At 63.1% G+C, this 16,356-nt stretch carries 14 protein-coding genes; 12 read left to right on the top strand and 2 right to left on the bottom strand.

The annotated features are described in order from the left end of the window. Positions 1–12 precede the first annotated feature (12 nt). From DRF71_RS24375 to DRF71_RS24360, 4 genes are all read left to right on the top strand, one after another. Positions 13–1,527 (top strand): MFS transporter, encoded by a 1,515-nt coding sequence (locus DRF71_RS24375; protein ID WP_112313052.1) that lies wholly within the window; start codon positions 13–15, stop codon positions 1,525–1,527. Between the two features lie 77 nt (positions 1,528–1,604). Then, complete coding sequence (gene kbl / locus DRF71_RS24370) at positions 1,605–2,795, top strand: glycine C-acetyltransferase (protein ID WP_112313051.1); 1,191 nt, start codon at positions 1,605–1,607, stop codon at positions 2,793–2,795. A gap of 29 nt (positions 2,796–2,824) precedes the next feature. Further along, positions 2,825–3,850: an L-threonine 3-dehydrogenase gene (gene tdh / locus DRF71_RS24365; protein ID WP_112313175.1), complete on the top strand. Its 1,026-nt coding sequence runs from the start codon at positions 2,825–2,827 to the stop codon at positions 3,848–3,850. Between the two features lie 114 nt (positions 3,851–3,964). Then, positions 3,965–5,911, top strand: a complete 1,947-nt coding sequence (locus DRF71_RS24360; protein ID WP_112313050.1) for a Hint domain-containing protein — start codon at positions 3,965–3,967, stop codon at positions 5,909–5,911. Between the two features lie 8 nt (positions 5,912–5,919). On the opposite strand, the gene DRF71_RS24355 is transcribed toward DRF71_RS24360, so the two are convergent. Next, entirely contained in the window at positions 5,920–7,233 is a 1,314-nt protein-coding gene (locus DRF71_RS24355; protein ID WP_112313049.1) for an MFS transporter, read from the bottom strand. 235 nt (positions 7,234–7,468) lie between these two features. Here DRF71_RS24355 and cyoA point away from each other — a divergent pair, with 235 nt between their 5' ends. The 5 genes from cyoA to DRF71_RS24330 are packed head-to-tail and all read left to right on the top strand — an operon-like array spanning position 7,469 to position 12,465. Continuing rightward, positions 7,469–8,668, top strand: a complete 1,200-nt coding sequence (cyoA, locus tag DRF71_RS24350; RefSeq protein ID WP_112313174.1) for a ubiquinol oxidase subunit II — start codon at positions 7,469–7,471, stop codon at positions 8,666–8,668. Between the two features lie 13 nt (positions 8,669–8,681). After that, on the top strand, positions 8,682–10,700 hold the full coding sequence (gene cyoB, locus DRF71_RS24345; protein ID WP_112313048.1) for a cytochrome o ubiquinol oxidase subunit I: 2,019 nt from the start codon (positions 8,682–8,684) through the stop codon (positions 10,698–10,700). Positions 10,701–10,703: 3 nt separating this feature from the next. Then, entirely contained in the window at positions 10,704–11,357 is a 654-nt protein-coding gene (gene cyoC, locus DRF71_RS24340) for a cytochrome o ubiquinol oxidase subunit III (RefSeq protein WP_112313047.1), read from the top strand. Beyond that, positions 11,357–11,743 (top strand): cytochrome o ubiquinol oxidase subunit IV, encoded by a 387-nt coding sequence (gene cyoD, locus DRF71_RS24335; protein WP_112313046.1) that lies wholly within the window; start codon positions 11,357–11,359, stop codon positions 11,741–11,743. Before cyoC ends, cyoD begins: the two co-directional genes overlap by 1 nt. Next, a complete protein-coding gene (locus DRF71_RS24330) occupies positions 11,740–12,465 on the top strand; it encodes an SURF1 family protein (RefSeq protein ID WP_232831672.1) in 726 nt (241 codons plus the stop codon). The genes cyoD and DRF71_RS24330 overlap by 4 nt, the downstream gene beginning before the upstream one ends. On the opposite strand, the gene DRF71_RS24325 is transcribed toward DRF71_RS24330, so the two are convergent. Next, positions 12,460–13,482: a LacI family DNA-binding transcriptional regulator gene (locus DRF71_RS24325; RefSeq protein ID WP_198672354.1), complete on the bottom strand. Its 1,023-nt coding sequence runs from the start codon at positions 13,480–13,482 to the stop codon at positions 12,460–12,462. The genes DRF71_RS24330 and DRF71_RS24325 overlap by 6 nt on opposite strands. 147 nt (positions 13,483–13,629) lie before the next feature. Here DRF71_RS24325 and DRF71_RS24320 point away from each other — a divergent pair, with 147 nt between their 5' ends. From DRF71_RS24320 to DRF71_RS24310, 3 genes are all read left to right on the top strand, one after another. Further along, the gene (locus tag DRF71_RS24320; protein ID WP_232831671.1) at positions 13,630–14,673 is read left to right on the top strand and encodes a sugar ABC transporter substrate-binding protein; all 1,044 of its coding nucleotides are present in this window, start codon (positions 13,630–13,632) and stop codon (positions 14,671–14,673) included. Between the two features lie 97 nt (positions 14,674–14,770). Next, entirely contained in the window at positions 14,771–15,727 is a 957-nt protein-coding gene (locus DRF71_RS24315; RefSeq protein ID WP_112313045.1) for an ABC transporter permease, read from the top strand. 17 nt (positions 15,728–15,744) lie between these two features. Continuing rightward, positions 15,745–16,356 (top strand): ATP-binding cassette domain-containing protein (locus DRF71_RS24310; protein ID WP_157971277.1); only part of this gene is annotated, 612 nt, incomplete at its 3' end.

Genomic DNA, 16,356 nt, shown 5'->3' with positions numbered 1-16,356 from the left:
AACGGCTTTCCAATGTCTTCCTCCAATCGCTGGCTGATCCTTGCCATCATTTCCAGCGCTCTTTTCCTGATCGTCATTGATATGACGGTGCTTTACACCGCTTTGCCGCGTCTGACCCATGCTCTGGGCGCTACGGCAACCGAGAAACTCTGGATCGTCAATGCCTATCCGCTGGTGGTGGCGGGGCTGCTGCCCGGGCTTGGCACGCTGGGGGACCGGCTGGGCCATAAGCAGATGTTCCTCGCGGGGCTGGTTGTGTTCGGCCTTGCCTCGGCTCAGGCGGCCTTTGCCTCCTCGCCCGGGATGCTGATCCTGGCGCGCGTCGTGCTGGCGGTCGGGGCGGCGATGATGATGCCGGCGACGCTGTCGCTGATCCGGCTGACCTTTACCGATGAGAAGGAGCGCGCCTTCGCCATCGGGATCTGGGCGGCGGTGGCTTCGGGGGGCGCGGCGCTTGGCCCGGTGATCGGGGGCTCCCTGCTGGAGTGGTTCTGGTGGGGCTCGGTTTTTCTGATCAATGTGCCGGTGGTGGTGCTGGCGCTGATCTCGGGCGCCATGATGCTGGAGCGGCGGCCGGGCAATCCCGACAGTCCCTGGGATCTGGCGGGCTCGGTCCAGGTGATGATCGGCCTTGTCGGGCTGGTCTATGCGATCAAGGAGGTCGCGCGGCGTGACCCTGACCCGCTGGCTTTGGTGCTGAGCGCGGGCATTGGGGCGCTGGCCATGGCGGCCTTTGTGCGGCGGCAATTGCGCTCGGCCCGGCCGATGATTGATTTCGCCCTGTTCCGCAATGCCCGCTTTTCGGCGGGGGTGGCGACGGCGCTGACCGCTTCGGCGGCGCTGATCGGGTTCGAGCTGGTCTTCAGCCAGCGGCTGCAACTGGTCGACGGGCTCTCGCCGCTTGAGGCGGGGCTTTTGATCCTGCCGATCCCGCTGGCCTCTTTCCTCTCGGGGCCGCTGACCGGGCTGGCGCTGCCGCGGCTTGGGGCCTCCACGGTGCTTTGGGGGTCGTTGCTGCTGTCGGGGCTGGCGCTGGCGGCCTATCTGGCGCTGCATCAGGGACCGGCCTGGACCTGGCTCGCGGCGCTGACGGTGATGGGGTTCGGGATCGGCGCGGCAATGACCGGCGCTTCGGTCGCGATCATGCTTTCGGCACCGGAAGAGCGCGCGGGCATGGCGGCCTCGGTCGAGGAGGTCTCGTATGAGCTGGGCGGCGCGCTTGGCGTGGCGCTGCTGGGCAGCCTGATGTCGGCGATTTACACCCGCAGCCTGGTGCTGCCCGGCGGGATCAGCATCGCAGGCGAGGCGCGTGACAGTCTGGACGAGGCGCTGATCCTGGCGGCCGATCTGCCGGCGGATCAGGCCGGCCAGGTGATCGCGCTTGCCCGCGCCGCCTTTGAGCGCGCCTTTACCGGCGTCACCCTGGCCGCGATCCTGGCGCTGGTTGCGGTCGGGCTGCTGGTTCTGTGGAAGACACGCGGTCAGGCCGGGGCAGAGCGGGGGGAGGCTATCCGCCCGCATCACTGAGCCCCCATCACGGCGTTTGACAGCGCAGGCGCGACGGGTCCACCATTCGCCCGTTCCATGTGAGAAAGGGCGCTGCAATGCCATCTGATCAGGGTTTTCTGGATCACATCTCGGATATGCTGGTCACGATCCGCGAGGAGGGGCTGTGGAAGCGCGAGCGCGCGATCACCGGCGCCCAGGGCACCTGGATCGAGGCGGAGGGGCGGCGGATGCTGAATCTCTGTGCCAATAACTACCTTGGCCTCGCCGATGATCCGCGTCTGATCCGGGCGGCGACAGCTGCGATGGAGAGCCATGGCTATGGCCTGGCGTCCGTGCGGTTCATCTGCGGCACCCAGGACCTGCACCGCCAGCTGGAGATCCGGCTGGCGGATTATCTCGGCCAGGAGGACGCCATCCTCTTCGCCGCCTGTTTTGACGCCAATGGCGCTGTGTTCGAGCCGCTTCTGGGGCCAGAGGATGCGGTGATCTCGGACAGCCTCAACCATGCCTCGATCATTGACGGCATAAGGCTGTCAAAGGCCAGGCGCTACCGCTTTGCCAATGGGGATCCGGCGGCACTGGAGGCAGAGCTGCTGGTCGCCCGCAAGGACGGCGCCCGCCATATCCTGATCGCCACCGATGGCGTCTTTTCGATGGATGGGACCTTTGCGCCGCTGGCGGAAATCCGGGCTCTGGCGGATCGCTATGATGCCTGGCTGATGGTGGATGACTGCCACGCCACCGGCTTTGTCGGGCCGGAGGGACGCGGCACCCCGGCCCGGGCAGGGATCAGGGCGGATATTGTGACCGGCACGCTTGGCAAGGCGCTTGGCGGCGCGCTTGGCGGCTATGTTGCCGGGCCGCAGGGGCTGGTCGATCTGCTTCGTCAGCGGGCGCGGCCTTATCTCTTTTCCAACGCATTGCCGCCGGCGGTGACCGGTGCGGGGCTTGCCGCGCTGGATATTGTCGAGGCGGCGGATGATCTGCGCGGCCAACTGGAGGCCAATGCGATTTATTGGCGCAACGGTCTGGAATCACTGGGATTCCATCTGCTTCCGGGCTCTCACCCGATTGTGCCTTTGATGCTGGGGGATGCGGTTCTGGCGCAGCGGATGGCGGCTGGGCTGGCGCTGCGCGATGTGCATGTGGCGGGGTTCTTCTTCCCGGTGGTGCCAAAGGGCCAGGCCCGCATCCGCACCCAGATGAATGCCCGGCTGACGCGTGGCGATCTCGATTTCGCGCTTGACGCCTTTGCGGCAGTGGGCCGCGAGCTGGGAGTGATCTGATGCCTGCGACAACCCTGCCGGCCGGAACCATGCGCGCCCTTGTCAAATCCCGCGCCGCCCCCGGCCTCTGGATGGAGACCCGCCCGATCCCCGAACCCGGCCCCGATGACGTGCTGATCCGGGTGCGAAAGACCGGCATCTGCGGCACAGATATCCATATCTGGAACTGGGATGACTGGGCGCAGCGCACCGTTCCGGTCGGGCTGATCACCGGCCATGAATTTGCCGGCGAGATCGTCGGGCTTGGCCGCAATGTCACCGGGCTTGAGATCGGTCAGCGCTGCTCGGGCGAGGGGCATCTGATCGGCAAGGACTCGCGTCAGAGCCGCTCGGGGCGTTTTCACCTCGATCCGGCGACGCGGGGGATCGGCGTCAACGAGCCGGGCGCCTTTGCCGATTATCTGCGGCTGCCGGCCTTCAATGTGGTGCCGCTGCCCGATGCGATCCCGGATGAGATCGGGGCGATCCTCGATCCACTCGGGAATGCGGTCCATACCGCGCTGAGTTTCGATCTGATCGGCGAGGATGTGCTGGTCACCGGCGCCGGCCCGATCGGCATCATGGCGGCGGCGGTGGCGCGCCATGCCGGCGCCCGCCATGTGGTGATCACCGATGTGAACCCCGACCGGCTGGCGCTGGCGGGCAAAGTCGCCGATGTGGTGCCGGTCAATGTGGCGACCGAGGATCTGGCTTCGGTCAAGGCGCGGCTGAAACTGGCCCAGGGGTTCGATATCGGCCTTGAGATGAGCGGCAACCCTGCCGCCTTTGACCAGATGGTCGAGGCGCTGGTGATGGGAGGCCGCATCGCCATGCTGGGGATCCCGCCCGGCAAGACCCAGGTGGACTGGAGCCGGATCGTTTTTAAGGCTCTGACGATAAAGGGAATTTACGGCCGCGAGATTTTCGAGACCTGGTATAAGATGATCGCCATGCTGGAAAATGGGCTGAAGATCGCGCCGGTCATCACTCATCGCTTCGCGGCTGATGATTTCGGGACCGGCTTCCAGACCATGCGGGGCGGGTCTTCCGGCAAGGTGGTGCTGGACTGGGGTTGACTATCGGGGAGCGGGTATCGCCTTATGGTTGCCACAGTCCAAACAAAGTCCCACCCTTAATCTTTGAGATACCTCAATCTCCGGTCGTCATCCGTGCCGGGATTGGAGTTGGGTATGGCGAACAGACCAGGGACGGCAGGCAATGACAGCCTGACCGGAACCACAGCCGCAGACACTTTCTGGGGGTATGGTGGCAATGACACCATGGATGGCCTTGCCGGCAACGATACCATGTATGGCGGCACCGGAAATGATCTTGCCTATGGCGGTGCCGGTGCGGACAGGATCGAGGGCGAAGCCGGTGCGGATGTGCTTTACGGCGGCGCCGACAACGATTCCCTCTTTGGCGGCAATGATAATGACACGCTTTACGGCGATGCCGGCAACGATTCGCTGGATGGTGGCGCCGGCAATGATGTGCTTGATGGCGGCGACGGCAATGACACGCTGGTCGGGGGCGACGGCAATGACACGCTGATCGGCGCCGGCGCGGATTATTTCAACGGTGGTGCTGGCCTTGATATTGTCGATTATTCGGCCTCGGATGCGGCGGTCAATGTCAGCCTGACCACCTGGACGGGCTTGGGCGGGCATGCAGCAGGCGACACATTTGCCGGCGTGGATGGCCTGATCGGGTCGGGTTACAACGATACGCTGATCGGCTATGACGGTATGGGAACCGGCGCCGATGCCTATACGAACCATATCAGCGGCGGTATGGGCAATGACCATATCGAGGGGCTCAGCGGCGATGACTCCCTCTATGGCGGCGGCGATAATGACACGGTCTATGGCGGCATCGGCAATGACACCGTCGAGGGCGGTGACGGCAATGACTCGGTCTATGGCGATGACGGCAATGACATCGTCCGCGGGGATCGCGGCACTGACCAGGTCTTTGGCGGCGCAGGAAATGACACGCTTTACGGCGGCGATGACAACGATTCGCTCTATGGGGGTGCCGACAGCGACACGCTTTACGGCGATGACGGCAATGACCGGCTCTATGGCGGGGCAGGGGCGGATTCGCTTTACGGCGGCGCGGGGAATGACTCGCTTTATGCCGATGGCGGCAATGACACGCTGTTTGGCGGCGCCGGCAATGATGTCTTCTATATCAACACCACGACCGGCCAGATCCTGATCGCCGATTTCGGCGCCGGGAATACCGGGCCGATCACCGATGGCAGCAATCTCAACAACGATTTCGTCGACCTGACGGCGTATTACAACTATGACACGCTGCGTGCCTGGAATGCCGCACATCCGGGCCAGACCTATGCCGACCCGATGCAATGGATGCATGCGGATTTCGCGGATGGTGTGCTCAATGCGGTTGGGGGCGGCCTCAGGATCCAGAATGGCGGCGTTTCGGTCGGCGTTTCGGCGCTGAATACCGAGACGACCGGCGTGGTCTGTTTCACCCGGGGCACCCGGATTGCAACGCCGCGCGGAGAGATTGCGGTGGAGGATCTGGTCGCGGGCGATCTGGTGCTGACCCTGGATCAGGGGCCGCAAATGCTGCGCTGGATCGGCTCGCGCAGGGTGGCGGCGGAGGAGATGCAGGCCGATCCTGGTCTGCGCCCCGTCCGTATCAGGGCCGGAGCGCTTGGCCATGGCCTGCCGCATCGCGATCTGGTGGTCTCACAACAGCACCGCTTTTTGCTGGCATCGCGGATCGTCAGCCGCCTTTTCACGCCCGAAGGCGTGTTGCTGGCGGCAAAGCATATGACCGGCTGCGATGGGGTCGCGATCAGCGACGCGGCGGAGGGGACCGAGTATTTCCACCTGCTGTTTGACGCGCATCAGGTCGTGCTGGCCGAAGGCGCGGCGGCGGAATCCTTCCTGCCCGGCCCGGAGGCGCAGAAAATGCTGCGGCCGGGCGCGATGGAGGAGATCCTGGCCGTGCTGCCCTGGCTGGCCACGCGCCTGCCGGAACCGGCGCGGCCTTTGCTGAAGGGGCGCGAGGGGCGCGATCTGATGCGGCGCCACCTGCACCATGGGCTTGGCGCCTGGGATCCGACTGAAAGCGCTGCGCCGGATCTGCGGCATAGCGCCTGAATTCCGGCTCAGCCGGTGGCGCGGAATTCCAGCCGCCCGGCCAGCCAGATCGCGATGGTCGAGCAGAAGGCCCCCGACAGCAGGTAAAGCCCGGCCGCCGGCAATCCCAGCGATGAGGCAAGGAACAGTGCGGTGACCGGAGCGAAACCGGCGCCGAACATCCAGGCCAGATCCGAGACAATGGCCGATCCGGTATAGCGGTTCTTCGCGCCGAACAATGCGCCGACCGCGCCCGAGCTTTGCCCGAAGCTGAGGCCGAGGATGGTCCAGCCGACCAACAGATAGACCACCTCACCGCTGCGGCCTCCGGACAGCAGAACCGGCGCGGCAATGGCGAAAAGGCCGATCAGAATCGCGGTGGCCTGCAACAGCCTGCGGCGTCCGAATGTATCGGCCAGCCAGCCCGAAAGGATGATCGCAAGGATGCCGTTTCCGGCGGCCCCCGCATCCAGCAGCAGATAATCCCCAATGGTTTCCGTGGTATAAAGGTTAATCCAGGACAGCGGGAACACCGTCACCATATGGAACATCGCGAAAGTGGCCAGCGGCACGAAAATACCCAGCAACACCGTGCTGCCATCCTCGCGCAGCGTTTGCGTCACCGCTGTCGGCTGCAATTCGCGCGAGGCGTAAAGCTCCTGGAATTCATGCGAGGCGACGATCCTGAGCCGCGCGAACAGCGCCACCACATTGACCGCAAAGGCCACGAAGAACGGATAGCGCCAGCCGAACTCCATGAAATCCTGCAGACTGAGGCTATTCAGCAGATAGGCGAACAGCAGCGTCGCCACGATCAGCCCGATCGGCGCGCCCAGCTGCGGCACCATCGCATAAAGCCCGCGCTGATGCTGTGGCGCGGTCATCGCCAGCAGCGAGGGCATCCCGTCCCAGGCGCCGGCCAGCGCCAGCCCCTGACAGATCCTCAGCACCGCCAGAATCACCACCGACCAGATGCCGACCGTCTCGTATGAGGGCAAAAGCCCCATCGCCACCGTCGCCGTCCCCATCATAAACAGCGCGATGGTGAGCTTTGCCACCCGCCCGATCTGCCGGTCGAGCCAGATGAACAAAAGCGATCCGATGGGCCTTGCGACAAAGGCCAGCGCCAGCAGGCCAAAGGCCATCAGCGTGCCCGAAAGCGGGTCGGTGAAGGAAAAGACCAGCTTCGGGAAGACGATCACCGCCGCAATGGCAAAGACGAAGAAATCGAAGAATTCCGAAGCGCGCCCGATGATAACGCCGACGGCGATATCCGAGGGTGAAACCGAATGGATCGCCTCATTGCGGCTGTCGCTGTGGCCAGTGGCGGAAGGGTTCGACATCTGAGGGGTTCCCGGCTGGTTCATGCAATGAACAGAGGCCCGGCGCCGGATCTGCGCCACCCTCAGGGGGAAGCGGTGGGGCGCCTGCTCTCCCTTGTTCCTGAAAAAGGTATAACCGGGATATGGCAAAACGTCGCATGTTCTGCGGCGCCGCATAGGGCTAGGCGGTAAGGGTCCGGGAGCCTGCCAGCCAGACTCGCCCAGCATGACCACTTCGGAATATGAAGGCAGTCATATGAAATCATTTATAAAATCCTCGTCGCTTTCCCTGATGGCAGCCGTTCCGCTGCTGGCAGGATGCAAGGCCGAGGTGCTGGCGCCGGCCGGCGACGTTGCTGCGCGGCAACGAGATTTGTTGGTGCAATCGACGCTGTTGATGCTGGTCATCATCGTGCCTGTCATGGCTCTGACGGTGTTTTTCGCCTGGAAATATCGCAGCAGAAACAAAGCGGCAGAGTATCAGCCTGACTGGGATCACTCGACCAAGCTGGAGCTGGTGATCTGGGCCGCGCCGCTTTTCATCATCATCTGTCTTGGGGCGCTGACCTGGGTGGGAACCCATCTGCTTGACCCGTATCGCCCGCTGGATCGCGTGAGTGTAAACACGCCGGTGACAGGGGAACACCAGACCCTCAGGGTCGAGGTGGTCGCGCTCGACTGGAAATGGCTGTTTATCTACCCGGATCAGGGGATTGCCACCGTGAACCGCCTGGTGGTGCCCGAAGATACCCCGGTCGAGTTCAGCCTGACCTCATCCACCGTGATGAACGCTTTCTACATCCCTGCCATGGCCGGGATGATCTATGCGATGCCGGGGATGGAGACCAAGCTTCATGGCGTGCTGAACGAGCAGGGCGATTACAAGGGCATTGCCTCGCATTACTCGGGCGCCGGCTTCTCGGGGATGCATTTCGTGACCAGGGTGACCGACCAGGCCGGGTTCGACGCTTTTGTGGCCGGGACCAAAGCGGCGGGCGGCAGTCTCGACCGCGAGACCTATCTCGCCCTTGCTGCGCCCAGCCAGAACGAGGCGCCGCGCGGCTATGCGCAGGTCGATCCGATCCTGTTTGCCCGGGTGGTCAATCTCTGCGTCGAGGAAGGTCAGATCTGTGTCGCCGAGATGATGGCAATCGACGCGGCCGGCGGCGCCGGCCTGGCCGGCACCATGAACCTGATGCCGAAATATGCCCGCGCCGATGGCCGTGAACGCGTCATGCCGGTGCTTGGGGGCAATGTGAATATGATCCAGGGCTTTTGCGGCCCGGATGAAGAGGCCCGCATGCTGAGCCAGCGCGTGGTGATCGCCCCGCGCGAAATCACCGCCCCGGGCCCGATGCAGGGTGCCGGCCTTACGCCGCCCGTCGGACTCTTCGGCAAGAGCAACAACCAGTTCAGCCAGATCGCGACCCAACCGGCCGCCGGCGAAGACTTCTGAGAGGACGCGGCAGATGGCAGACGTGCCGGGCGCACAGCCCACAACCTTTCTTCTTGGTCGCCTGAACTGGGATGCCATTCCGAAAGACCCGATCATCTGGGTCACCTTTGCCGCTGTGGTGCTGGGCGGGATCGTCGTGCTGGGCGCGCTGACGAAGTACCGGCTCTGGGGCTATCTGTGGAAGGAATGGTTCACATCGGTCGATCACAAGAAGATCGGCATCATGTATATCGCGCTGGCGCTGGTCATGTTTGTCCGGGGCTTTGCCGATGCGCTGATGATGCGGCTGCAACAGGTCTGGGCCTTCAATGGGTCCGAGGGCTATCTGAACTCGCACCACTATGACCAGGTCTTCACCGCCCATGGCGTGATCATGATCTTCTTCGTAGCGATGCCCTTCATCACCGGGCTGATGAACTACCTGGTGCCGCTGCAAATCGGGGCGCGGGACGTGTCTTTCCCCTTCCTGAACAATTTCTCGTTCTGGATGACGGTGGGCGGCGCGGTGATCACCATGGCGTCTTTGTTCATCGGGGAATTCGCCCAGACCGGCTGGCTGGCCTTCCCGCCCCTCTCGGGGCTGCAATCAAGCCCCTATGTCGGCGTCGATTACTATATCTGGGGCCTGCAGGTGGCGGGCGTGGGCACCACGCTGTCTGGGATCAACCTGCTGGTCACGATCCTGAAGATGCGCGCGCCCGGCATGACGATGATGCGGCTGCCGATCTTCACCTGGACCTCGCTCTGCGCGAATGTTCTGATCGTCGCCTCCTTCCCCGTGCTGACGATGACACTGATCCTGCTGACGCTGGACCGCTATCTCGGCACCGCCTTCTTCACCAATGAGGCGGGCGGCAACTCGATGATGTATGTGAACCTGATCTGGATCTGGGGCCACCCCGAGGTCTATATCCTGATCCTGCCGCTGTTCGGCGTGTTTTCCGAAGTCACCTCGACCTTCTCGGGGAAGCGCCTCTTCGGTTACAGTTCGATGGTTTACGCCACGGTCTGTATCACGATCCTCTCTTATGTGGTCTGGTTGCACCACTTCTTCACCATGGGCTCGGGGGCAAGCGTCAACGCCTTCTTCGGGATCACCACGATGATCATCTCGATCCCGACCGGGGCCAAGCTCTTCAACTGGCTCTTCACCATGTATAAAGGCCGCATCCGGTACGAGCTGCCGATGATGTGGACCCTCGCCTTCATGCTGACCTTCACGGTCGGAGGCATGACGGGCGTGCTGCTGGCGGTGCCGCCTGCCGATTTCGTGCTGCACAACTCGCTGTTCCTGGTGGCACATTTCCATAACGTGATCATCGGCGGCGTGCTGTTCGGCCTGTTTGCGGCGATCAACTTCTGGTGGCCCAAGGCCTTTGGCTTCAGGCTGAACGTGTTCTGGGGCAAGGTGTCGTTCTGGTTCTGGGTCGTGGGCTTCTGGATGGCCTTCATGCCGCTTTATGTGCTGGGCCTTATGGGCGTCACCCGCCGTCTGCGCGTCTTCGAGGACCCGTCCTATCAGATCTGGTTCGGCGTTGCGGCCTTTGGCGCGGTGCTGATCGCGGTGGGCATCGCGGCGATGTTCGTGCAGTTCGGCGTCTCGATCTGGAAGCGCAATGATCCGGCCATGCGCGATGAGACCGGCGACCCCTGGGATGGCCGCACGCTGGAATGGGCGACCTCTTCACCGCCGCCGGATTACAACTTCGCCTTCACGCCGGTCAGCCATGGCCTCGACACCTGGTGGGATATGAAACGCGAGGGGGCGGCGCGGCCCGTCGGCAAATATCACGCCATCCATATGCCGAAAAACACCGGCACCGGTGTCGTCCTGTCGGCCATTGCGACCGTCTTCGGCATGGCGATGATCTGGTATATCTGGTGGCTTGCGGTGCTGTCCTTCGCAGGCCTGGTCGTCGTCGCGATCTGGCACACCTTCAACTACAACCGCGACTTCTACATCCCGGTCACCGAGATCGAGGCGAAAGAGGCCGCGCGCACCAAACAGTTGCAAGCTGCGGCGGGGGTCTGAGCGATGAGCGTTTTCTCCCCCGCAAATCCCGCCGCGCTTTACGCCGAGAACAACCCGGAAGCGGTCGCGAAATACTGGGACCAGTCCGAACATCACCCCGAAGAGGGCGCGTCCACGCCGCTCGGCTTCTGGGTCTATCTGATGTCCGACTGCCTGATGTTCGCGGTGCTTTTCGCGGTTTACGGGGTGCTGGGCACCTCTTACGCAGCCGGTCCGGGGCCGAAGGCGCTGTTTGACCTGAACCTTGTCGCGATCAACACGGCGATGCTTTTGTTCTCGTCGATCACCTTCGGCTTTGCCATGCTGGCGATGTATGCCGGGCAAAAGGGAAAGACGCTGGGCTGGCTGTTCGTCACGCTCTTGTTCGGCCTCGCCTTCCTCGGGATCGAGCTTTACGAGTTTTACCACCTGATCCAGGAGGGTGCCGGCCCCGGCCGCTCGGCCTTCCTGTCCTCGTTCTTTGTGCTGGTTGGGACCCATGGTCTGCACGTCACCTTCGGCTCGATCTGGCTGATCACGCTGATGGTGCAGCTGGCACAAAAGGGCATAACGGTGGCGAATATCCGCCGGATGAACTGCCTCTCGATGTTCTGGCACTTCCTTGACGTCATCTGGATCGGCGTTTTCACCTTTGTCTATCTGCTGGGGATGATCTGATGGGCGCGCATCACGACACGCATGACCACGGGCACAGCGCCGGCAGTCACGACCATGGCAGCCATGCCAGCTATATCAAGGGCTTCATCCTTTCGGTGATCCTGACCGCTCTTCCCTTTGGCCTTGTCATGGCCGGAGGGTTCGAAAACCGCTTGCTGACGGTTGCGCTGATTGTCGGCTTTGCGGTGGTGCAGATCCTGATCCATATGGTGTATTTTCTGCATATGACCGCGAAACACGAGGAAGGCTGGACCTTGATGTCCACCCTTTTCACGCTGATCGTGGTGGTGATCATGCTCGCCGGTTCGATCTGGGTCATGTATCACATGAACACCAATATGATGCCGAAGATGAACCATGAGGCCTTGCAGGGGTTCGGATCGTGAGCCCCGGGCGGGGTGGGGTGGGGCGCATCATCGCGCTTTTGCTGGCCGCGCTGGTGTTTCTGGGGCTGGTGGGGCTGGGCCTCTGGCAGATGCAGCGGCTGGCCTGGAAGACCGATCTGATCGCCAGGACCGAGGCGCGGCTTGCTGCCGCGCCGGTCGCCCCGCCCACCGAGGCCGAATTTGCCGAAATGGAGGCGCCGGAATATCTGCGCCTCGCGCTGACCGGCCAGTATCTTGAGGCGCCCCTGACCCTGGTGCAGGCCCTGACCGTGCAGGGGCGTGGTTACTGGGTGATGAGCCCCTTCATCAGCTATGATGGTCAGTTCATCCTGATCAATCGCGGCTTTGTCCCCGATGCCGCCCGCGACAATGTGCCGCCGCCGCCTGCGGGCGAGCAGCAGCTCACCGGGCTTTTGCGGCTGACGCAACCGGATGGTGCCTTTCTGCGTTCGAACGATCCTGGGGCGGGGCGGTGGTTCTCGCGCGATGTGGCGGCGATTGCCGGATCGCTGGACCTGCCGCCGGTTGCGCCCTGGTTTCTGGACCTCGGCGCGCCAGGGATGGCAGCCGAGCCGGGTCAGTTGCCGGTTCCCGGCCTGACGGTGGTGCAGTTCAGGAACAGCCATCTGGGCTATGCGGCGATCTGGTTCACGCTGGCGGCGCTCTGGGCCTTCGGGATTTTCATGCTGGCACGGCCCGACCGCAGCCGGGCCGTTCTATAGCGCGCAATTATACCGCGTATGCAGCAGGATCTGCGAGGCCGCCGGCTGCACCGTAACACCCCGCGCCGCATCGCGGATCCATTGCGCGGCCTGGGCAAGTTCGGCGGTGAAATCATGCGAGATGACGAAATCCATCACGCCGCTTTCCAGCAGATCGCGGGAATGCGGCGTCAGCTCATGCCCGACAAAGACCGGATCGCGCGCCTGGCCAAGCGCCTCCAGCGCCCAGGCGATGCCGCGATTGGCGCCGGCGACATTATAGACCGCGACCGGCACGCCGTGATCCCGGAAATGGCTGATCAGCTGCTGATGGGTGGTTTCCGGATCGTCATTGGCGATCACCTGCTCCTGGATCCTCAGATGCGGGAAATCGCGGCGCAGCACCCGGCGAAAGCCCATCAAACGCTCCTGCTGGCAGCGGAAGGGCACGCTTGAGACGATCAGGATACTGGCCTGCGCGCGCGAAAGCCGGTTGCCGATCAGAAGCGCCGCCACGCTGCCGGCTGCATATTGGTCATTGCCCACATAGGCCGAGCGGCGCGAGCTGGGCAGATCGGTGGTCAGGCAGACCACCGGCACCCCCTGGCCACCCAGTTTGCGGATCGCGGCATTGATCGCGGGATGCTCGCGCGCCACCACGATCACCCCATCCGAGCCGCTGCCCTCCTGTTCGATCTGGCGGGCGAATTGGGCGGGATCGGTCTCGCGGGTGGGCAGGTAAAAACCGCTGATCCGCAGCCCGGGCAGGGCGCGGTTCACCTGTTCTGCCGCCAGCGCCATGGCGGCGTTGAAGGTGGTGCCGGATTCGCAAAAGAGCCGCAGATCCAGCACATCCTCGCCGGACTGGTTCTCTTGTGACAGTTTCTCCAGCGCCGCCAGCACCCGGTTGCGGGTCTTTTCCCGCACACCGGGCCGGTTGTTCAGCACCCGGTCCACCGTCGCCGGTCCAAGGCCCGAAAGCCGCGCAACCTCTTTCACCGACGGGCCTTTCCAGCCCTGCAGCCGCAGGTTTGCCACCGGCCTGCCCCTCCTTTTCGCCCCCGTCCGCCCCGGTTTCGGAGCAGATAAAAATGATGCGATTCACATCAGAAACCGCCGTTCAATCATCTTTCGCAAAATTCCTCTGGTTGCAATATTTGTTGCACTCTTGGAGGAGGAGAAAAGATGATGACGCTCAAAGGCTGGATTCTGGCCGCGACCGCGCTTGCGACCACCGCGATCCCTGCAACCATTCCGGGTGCCGCCCTGGCGCAGGATGGCGAAAAACTGCGTTTTGTCGTGGTCTCGCATATCGGCTCCAATGATCCGAACATGAACTGGCTGACCATGGCGATGGAGGAATTCGGCAAGAAATACCCCGATGTGGAGGCCGAATACATCTCGACCAATAATTACTCGATCCAGGAACATGTGCGGCTGCTGGAGCAGGCAATTGCCACGCAGCCTGATGGGATCGCGGTGCCGATCGTCAGCCCGGATGCTTTCGAGGGACCGCTGCGCCGCGCGATTGATGCGGGTATCCCGGTCGTGGCGTTCAACATCGCCGATGGCCGCCCCGAGGGCGAACGTATTCCCTATGTCACCTATGTCGGCGGGGATGAGCTGCTGACCGGGCGCAAGCTTGGCGAATATGCGCTTTCCCAGGTTGAGGCCGGCGTGGTTCCGGCGCCGAAACGGGTGGTCTGTGCCAGCCACGATTCCGCGCATGAAGGGCTGAAAAAGCGCTGTGCCGGCATGCGTGAGGTGATGGAGGCCGCCGGTGCGCAATTTGACGAGCTGTTCATCGGCGCCGAACCCGCCACCGCGCGCAACACGCTGCAATCCTATCTCTCGGCCAATACCGACACGAATTACATCTTCACCGTGGCTGGCTGGTCCTCGCCCTGGGCCTGGGGTGTCGCGAATGAGATGGGGCTTTCCCCTGATGTCGATATGGAGGGCGTGACGGTCCTGACCGTCGATGAGGGCCCGGTTTCCATCGAGGGCGTGCGCAACAACCATGTGCTGGCAACCAACAGCCAGGGCTTCTGGCTGCAGGGTTATGCGCCGCTGGAATGGCTCTACTGGAATGTGAAATACGGCTATGCGCCGCAGCAGGACATTCTGACCGGCCCCATCATCATCACCAAAGACAATGCCGACAAATGGGCAGACCTTGTTCGCAGCGTCTTTGGCGAAGAAGCCTATAACCAGCAAAACACCTGGTAACCCTGTCGGCCGGAGGGCGCTGATCCGCCCTCCGGCTTCTCCTGCCAAGGGGCGAAGACCGCCCGGCTGCCAGAGGAAGACCCTCATGCGAACCCCCATGCGAGCGCTCGTCCGGAGCCAGAGTTTCGGCGCCGTGATCGGTGTCGTGCTGATGCTTGCCGTCTTCAGCATCGTTGATTTCTCCGGCTGGTGGCGCAGCCAGACGCTGGCGAATGTGGCGCATTTCAGTGCCATCCTGGGCCTCGTGGCCATGGGCCAGGCGCTGGTGATCATCACAAAGGAAATCGACCTCTCGGTTGGCTCGGTCTATGGGCTTTCGGGTGTCGCCTTCATTACGCTTGAGCCACAATATGGCGTGGCCGGCGCGATCCTGGCCGCGCTGCTGATCGCGGGGCTGGTGGGGCTGGTCCAGGGCCTGCTGGTGGTCAAGGGCAGGCTGCCCTCGATGATCGTCACGCTGGGCGGGCTTTTTACCGCGCGCGGGCTGATCTATGTCTGGACCGGTGGCACGGTGAACAATTTCTCGGAAGCCGCGCGCAGCAACCCGCTGACCAGGATGTTCGGCGGCGAGCTGTTCGGGATCGAGGCCGCGATCTTCTGGATGATCGGGCTGTGCATCGCGCTGAACATCATGCTCTGGGGCACGCGGTTCGGGAACCGGCTGCTGGCGACCGGTGGCGCGCAGGATTCAGCGGAATCGCGCGGTGTCCGGTCGGATCACGTCAAAATAGCCACCTTCACCCTTTGCGCACTGCTGGCGGGCTTTGCCGGGATCGTCACGCTGGCCGACAAGCCGCAGACCCATGTGACGCTGGGCGATCTGATGGAGCTGGAGGCGATAGCCGCGGCGGTGATCGGTGGCTGCCTTTTGTCGGGCGGGCGCGGCTCGCTGGTCGGGGCGGTCCTCGGCGCCTTTATCATCACGAGCTTTCGCTATGAACTGATCGCGCTTGGCGCGCCGTCCTCGTGGTTCATCACCTTTGTCGGCGTGGTCCTGATCGTCGCCGTTATCTTCAACCAGTCGCTGGCCCGCCGGGCCGGGCATTCCGTCTGACGCGAAAGGACCTTTCGATGGCTGGAACTCCGCTGATCCAGGTCAAGAACCTGCAACTCTATTTCGGGGCCTTTCACGCGCTGAAAAACGTCTCGGTCGATTTCCACGCGGGCGAGCTGATCGGGCTGGTCGGTGACAATGGCGCCGGCAAGACCACGCTGATCCGGGTGCTTTGCGGCATTCACAAGCCGACCTCGGGCGAGGTCTGGTTCAATGGCAAAAGGGTCGAAAAATTCCACCCGAAACTCGCCATTGACCAGGGGATCGAGACGATCCAGCAATCGGTGGGTCTTTGTGACAACCTTTCGATTGCGCGCAATTTCTACCTTGGGCGCGAGCCGGTGCGGCGCTTCCTCGGCATCCCTATCCTCGATTTCAAAACCATGCGCGAGATGTCGACAAAGGTGATCCGCGAATTTGGTCTGCGCGATAACGTTTCCGCCGATGATGAGGTCGAGCGGCTCTCGGGTGGCGAGCGGCAATCGGTGAAAATCGGCCGCGCGGTCGAATTCAAGAACCGCGTCGTCATCATGGACGAGCCGACCAACCACCTTTCCGTCCGCGAGCGCGAGCATGTGAATGAGCTGGCCGTCGCGCTGAAGGAACAGGGCCTGCTGGTGATCTACCCC

Origin of the sequence: Pseudogemmobacter bohemicus, from assembly GCF_003290025.1 — a bacterium.
Lineage (GTDB): Bacteria > Pseudomonadota > Alphaproteobacteria > Rhodobacterales > Rhodobacteraceae > Pseudogemmobacter > Pseudogemmobacter bohemicus.
Note: the sequence above shows the minus strand (reverse complement) of the source record. Positions and strands in the feature narration are given on the sequence as shown.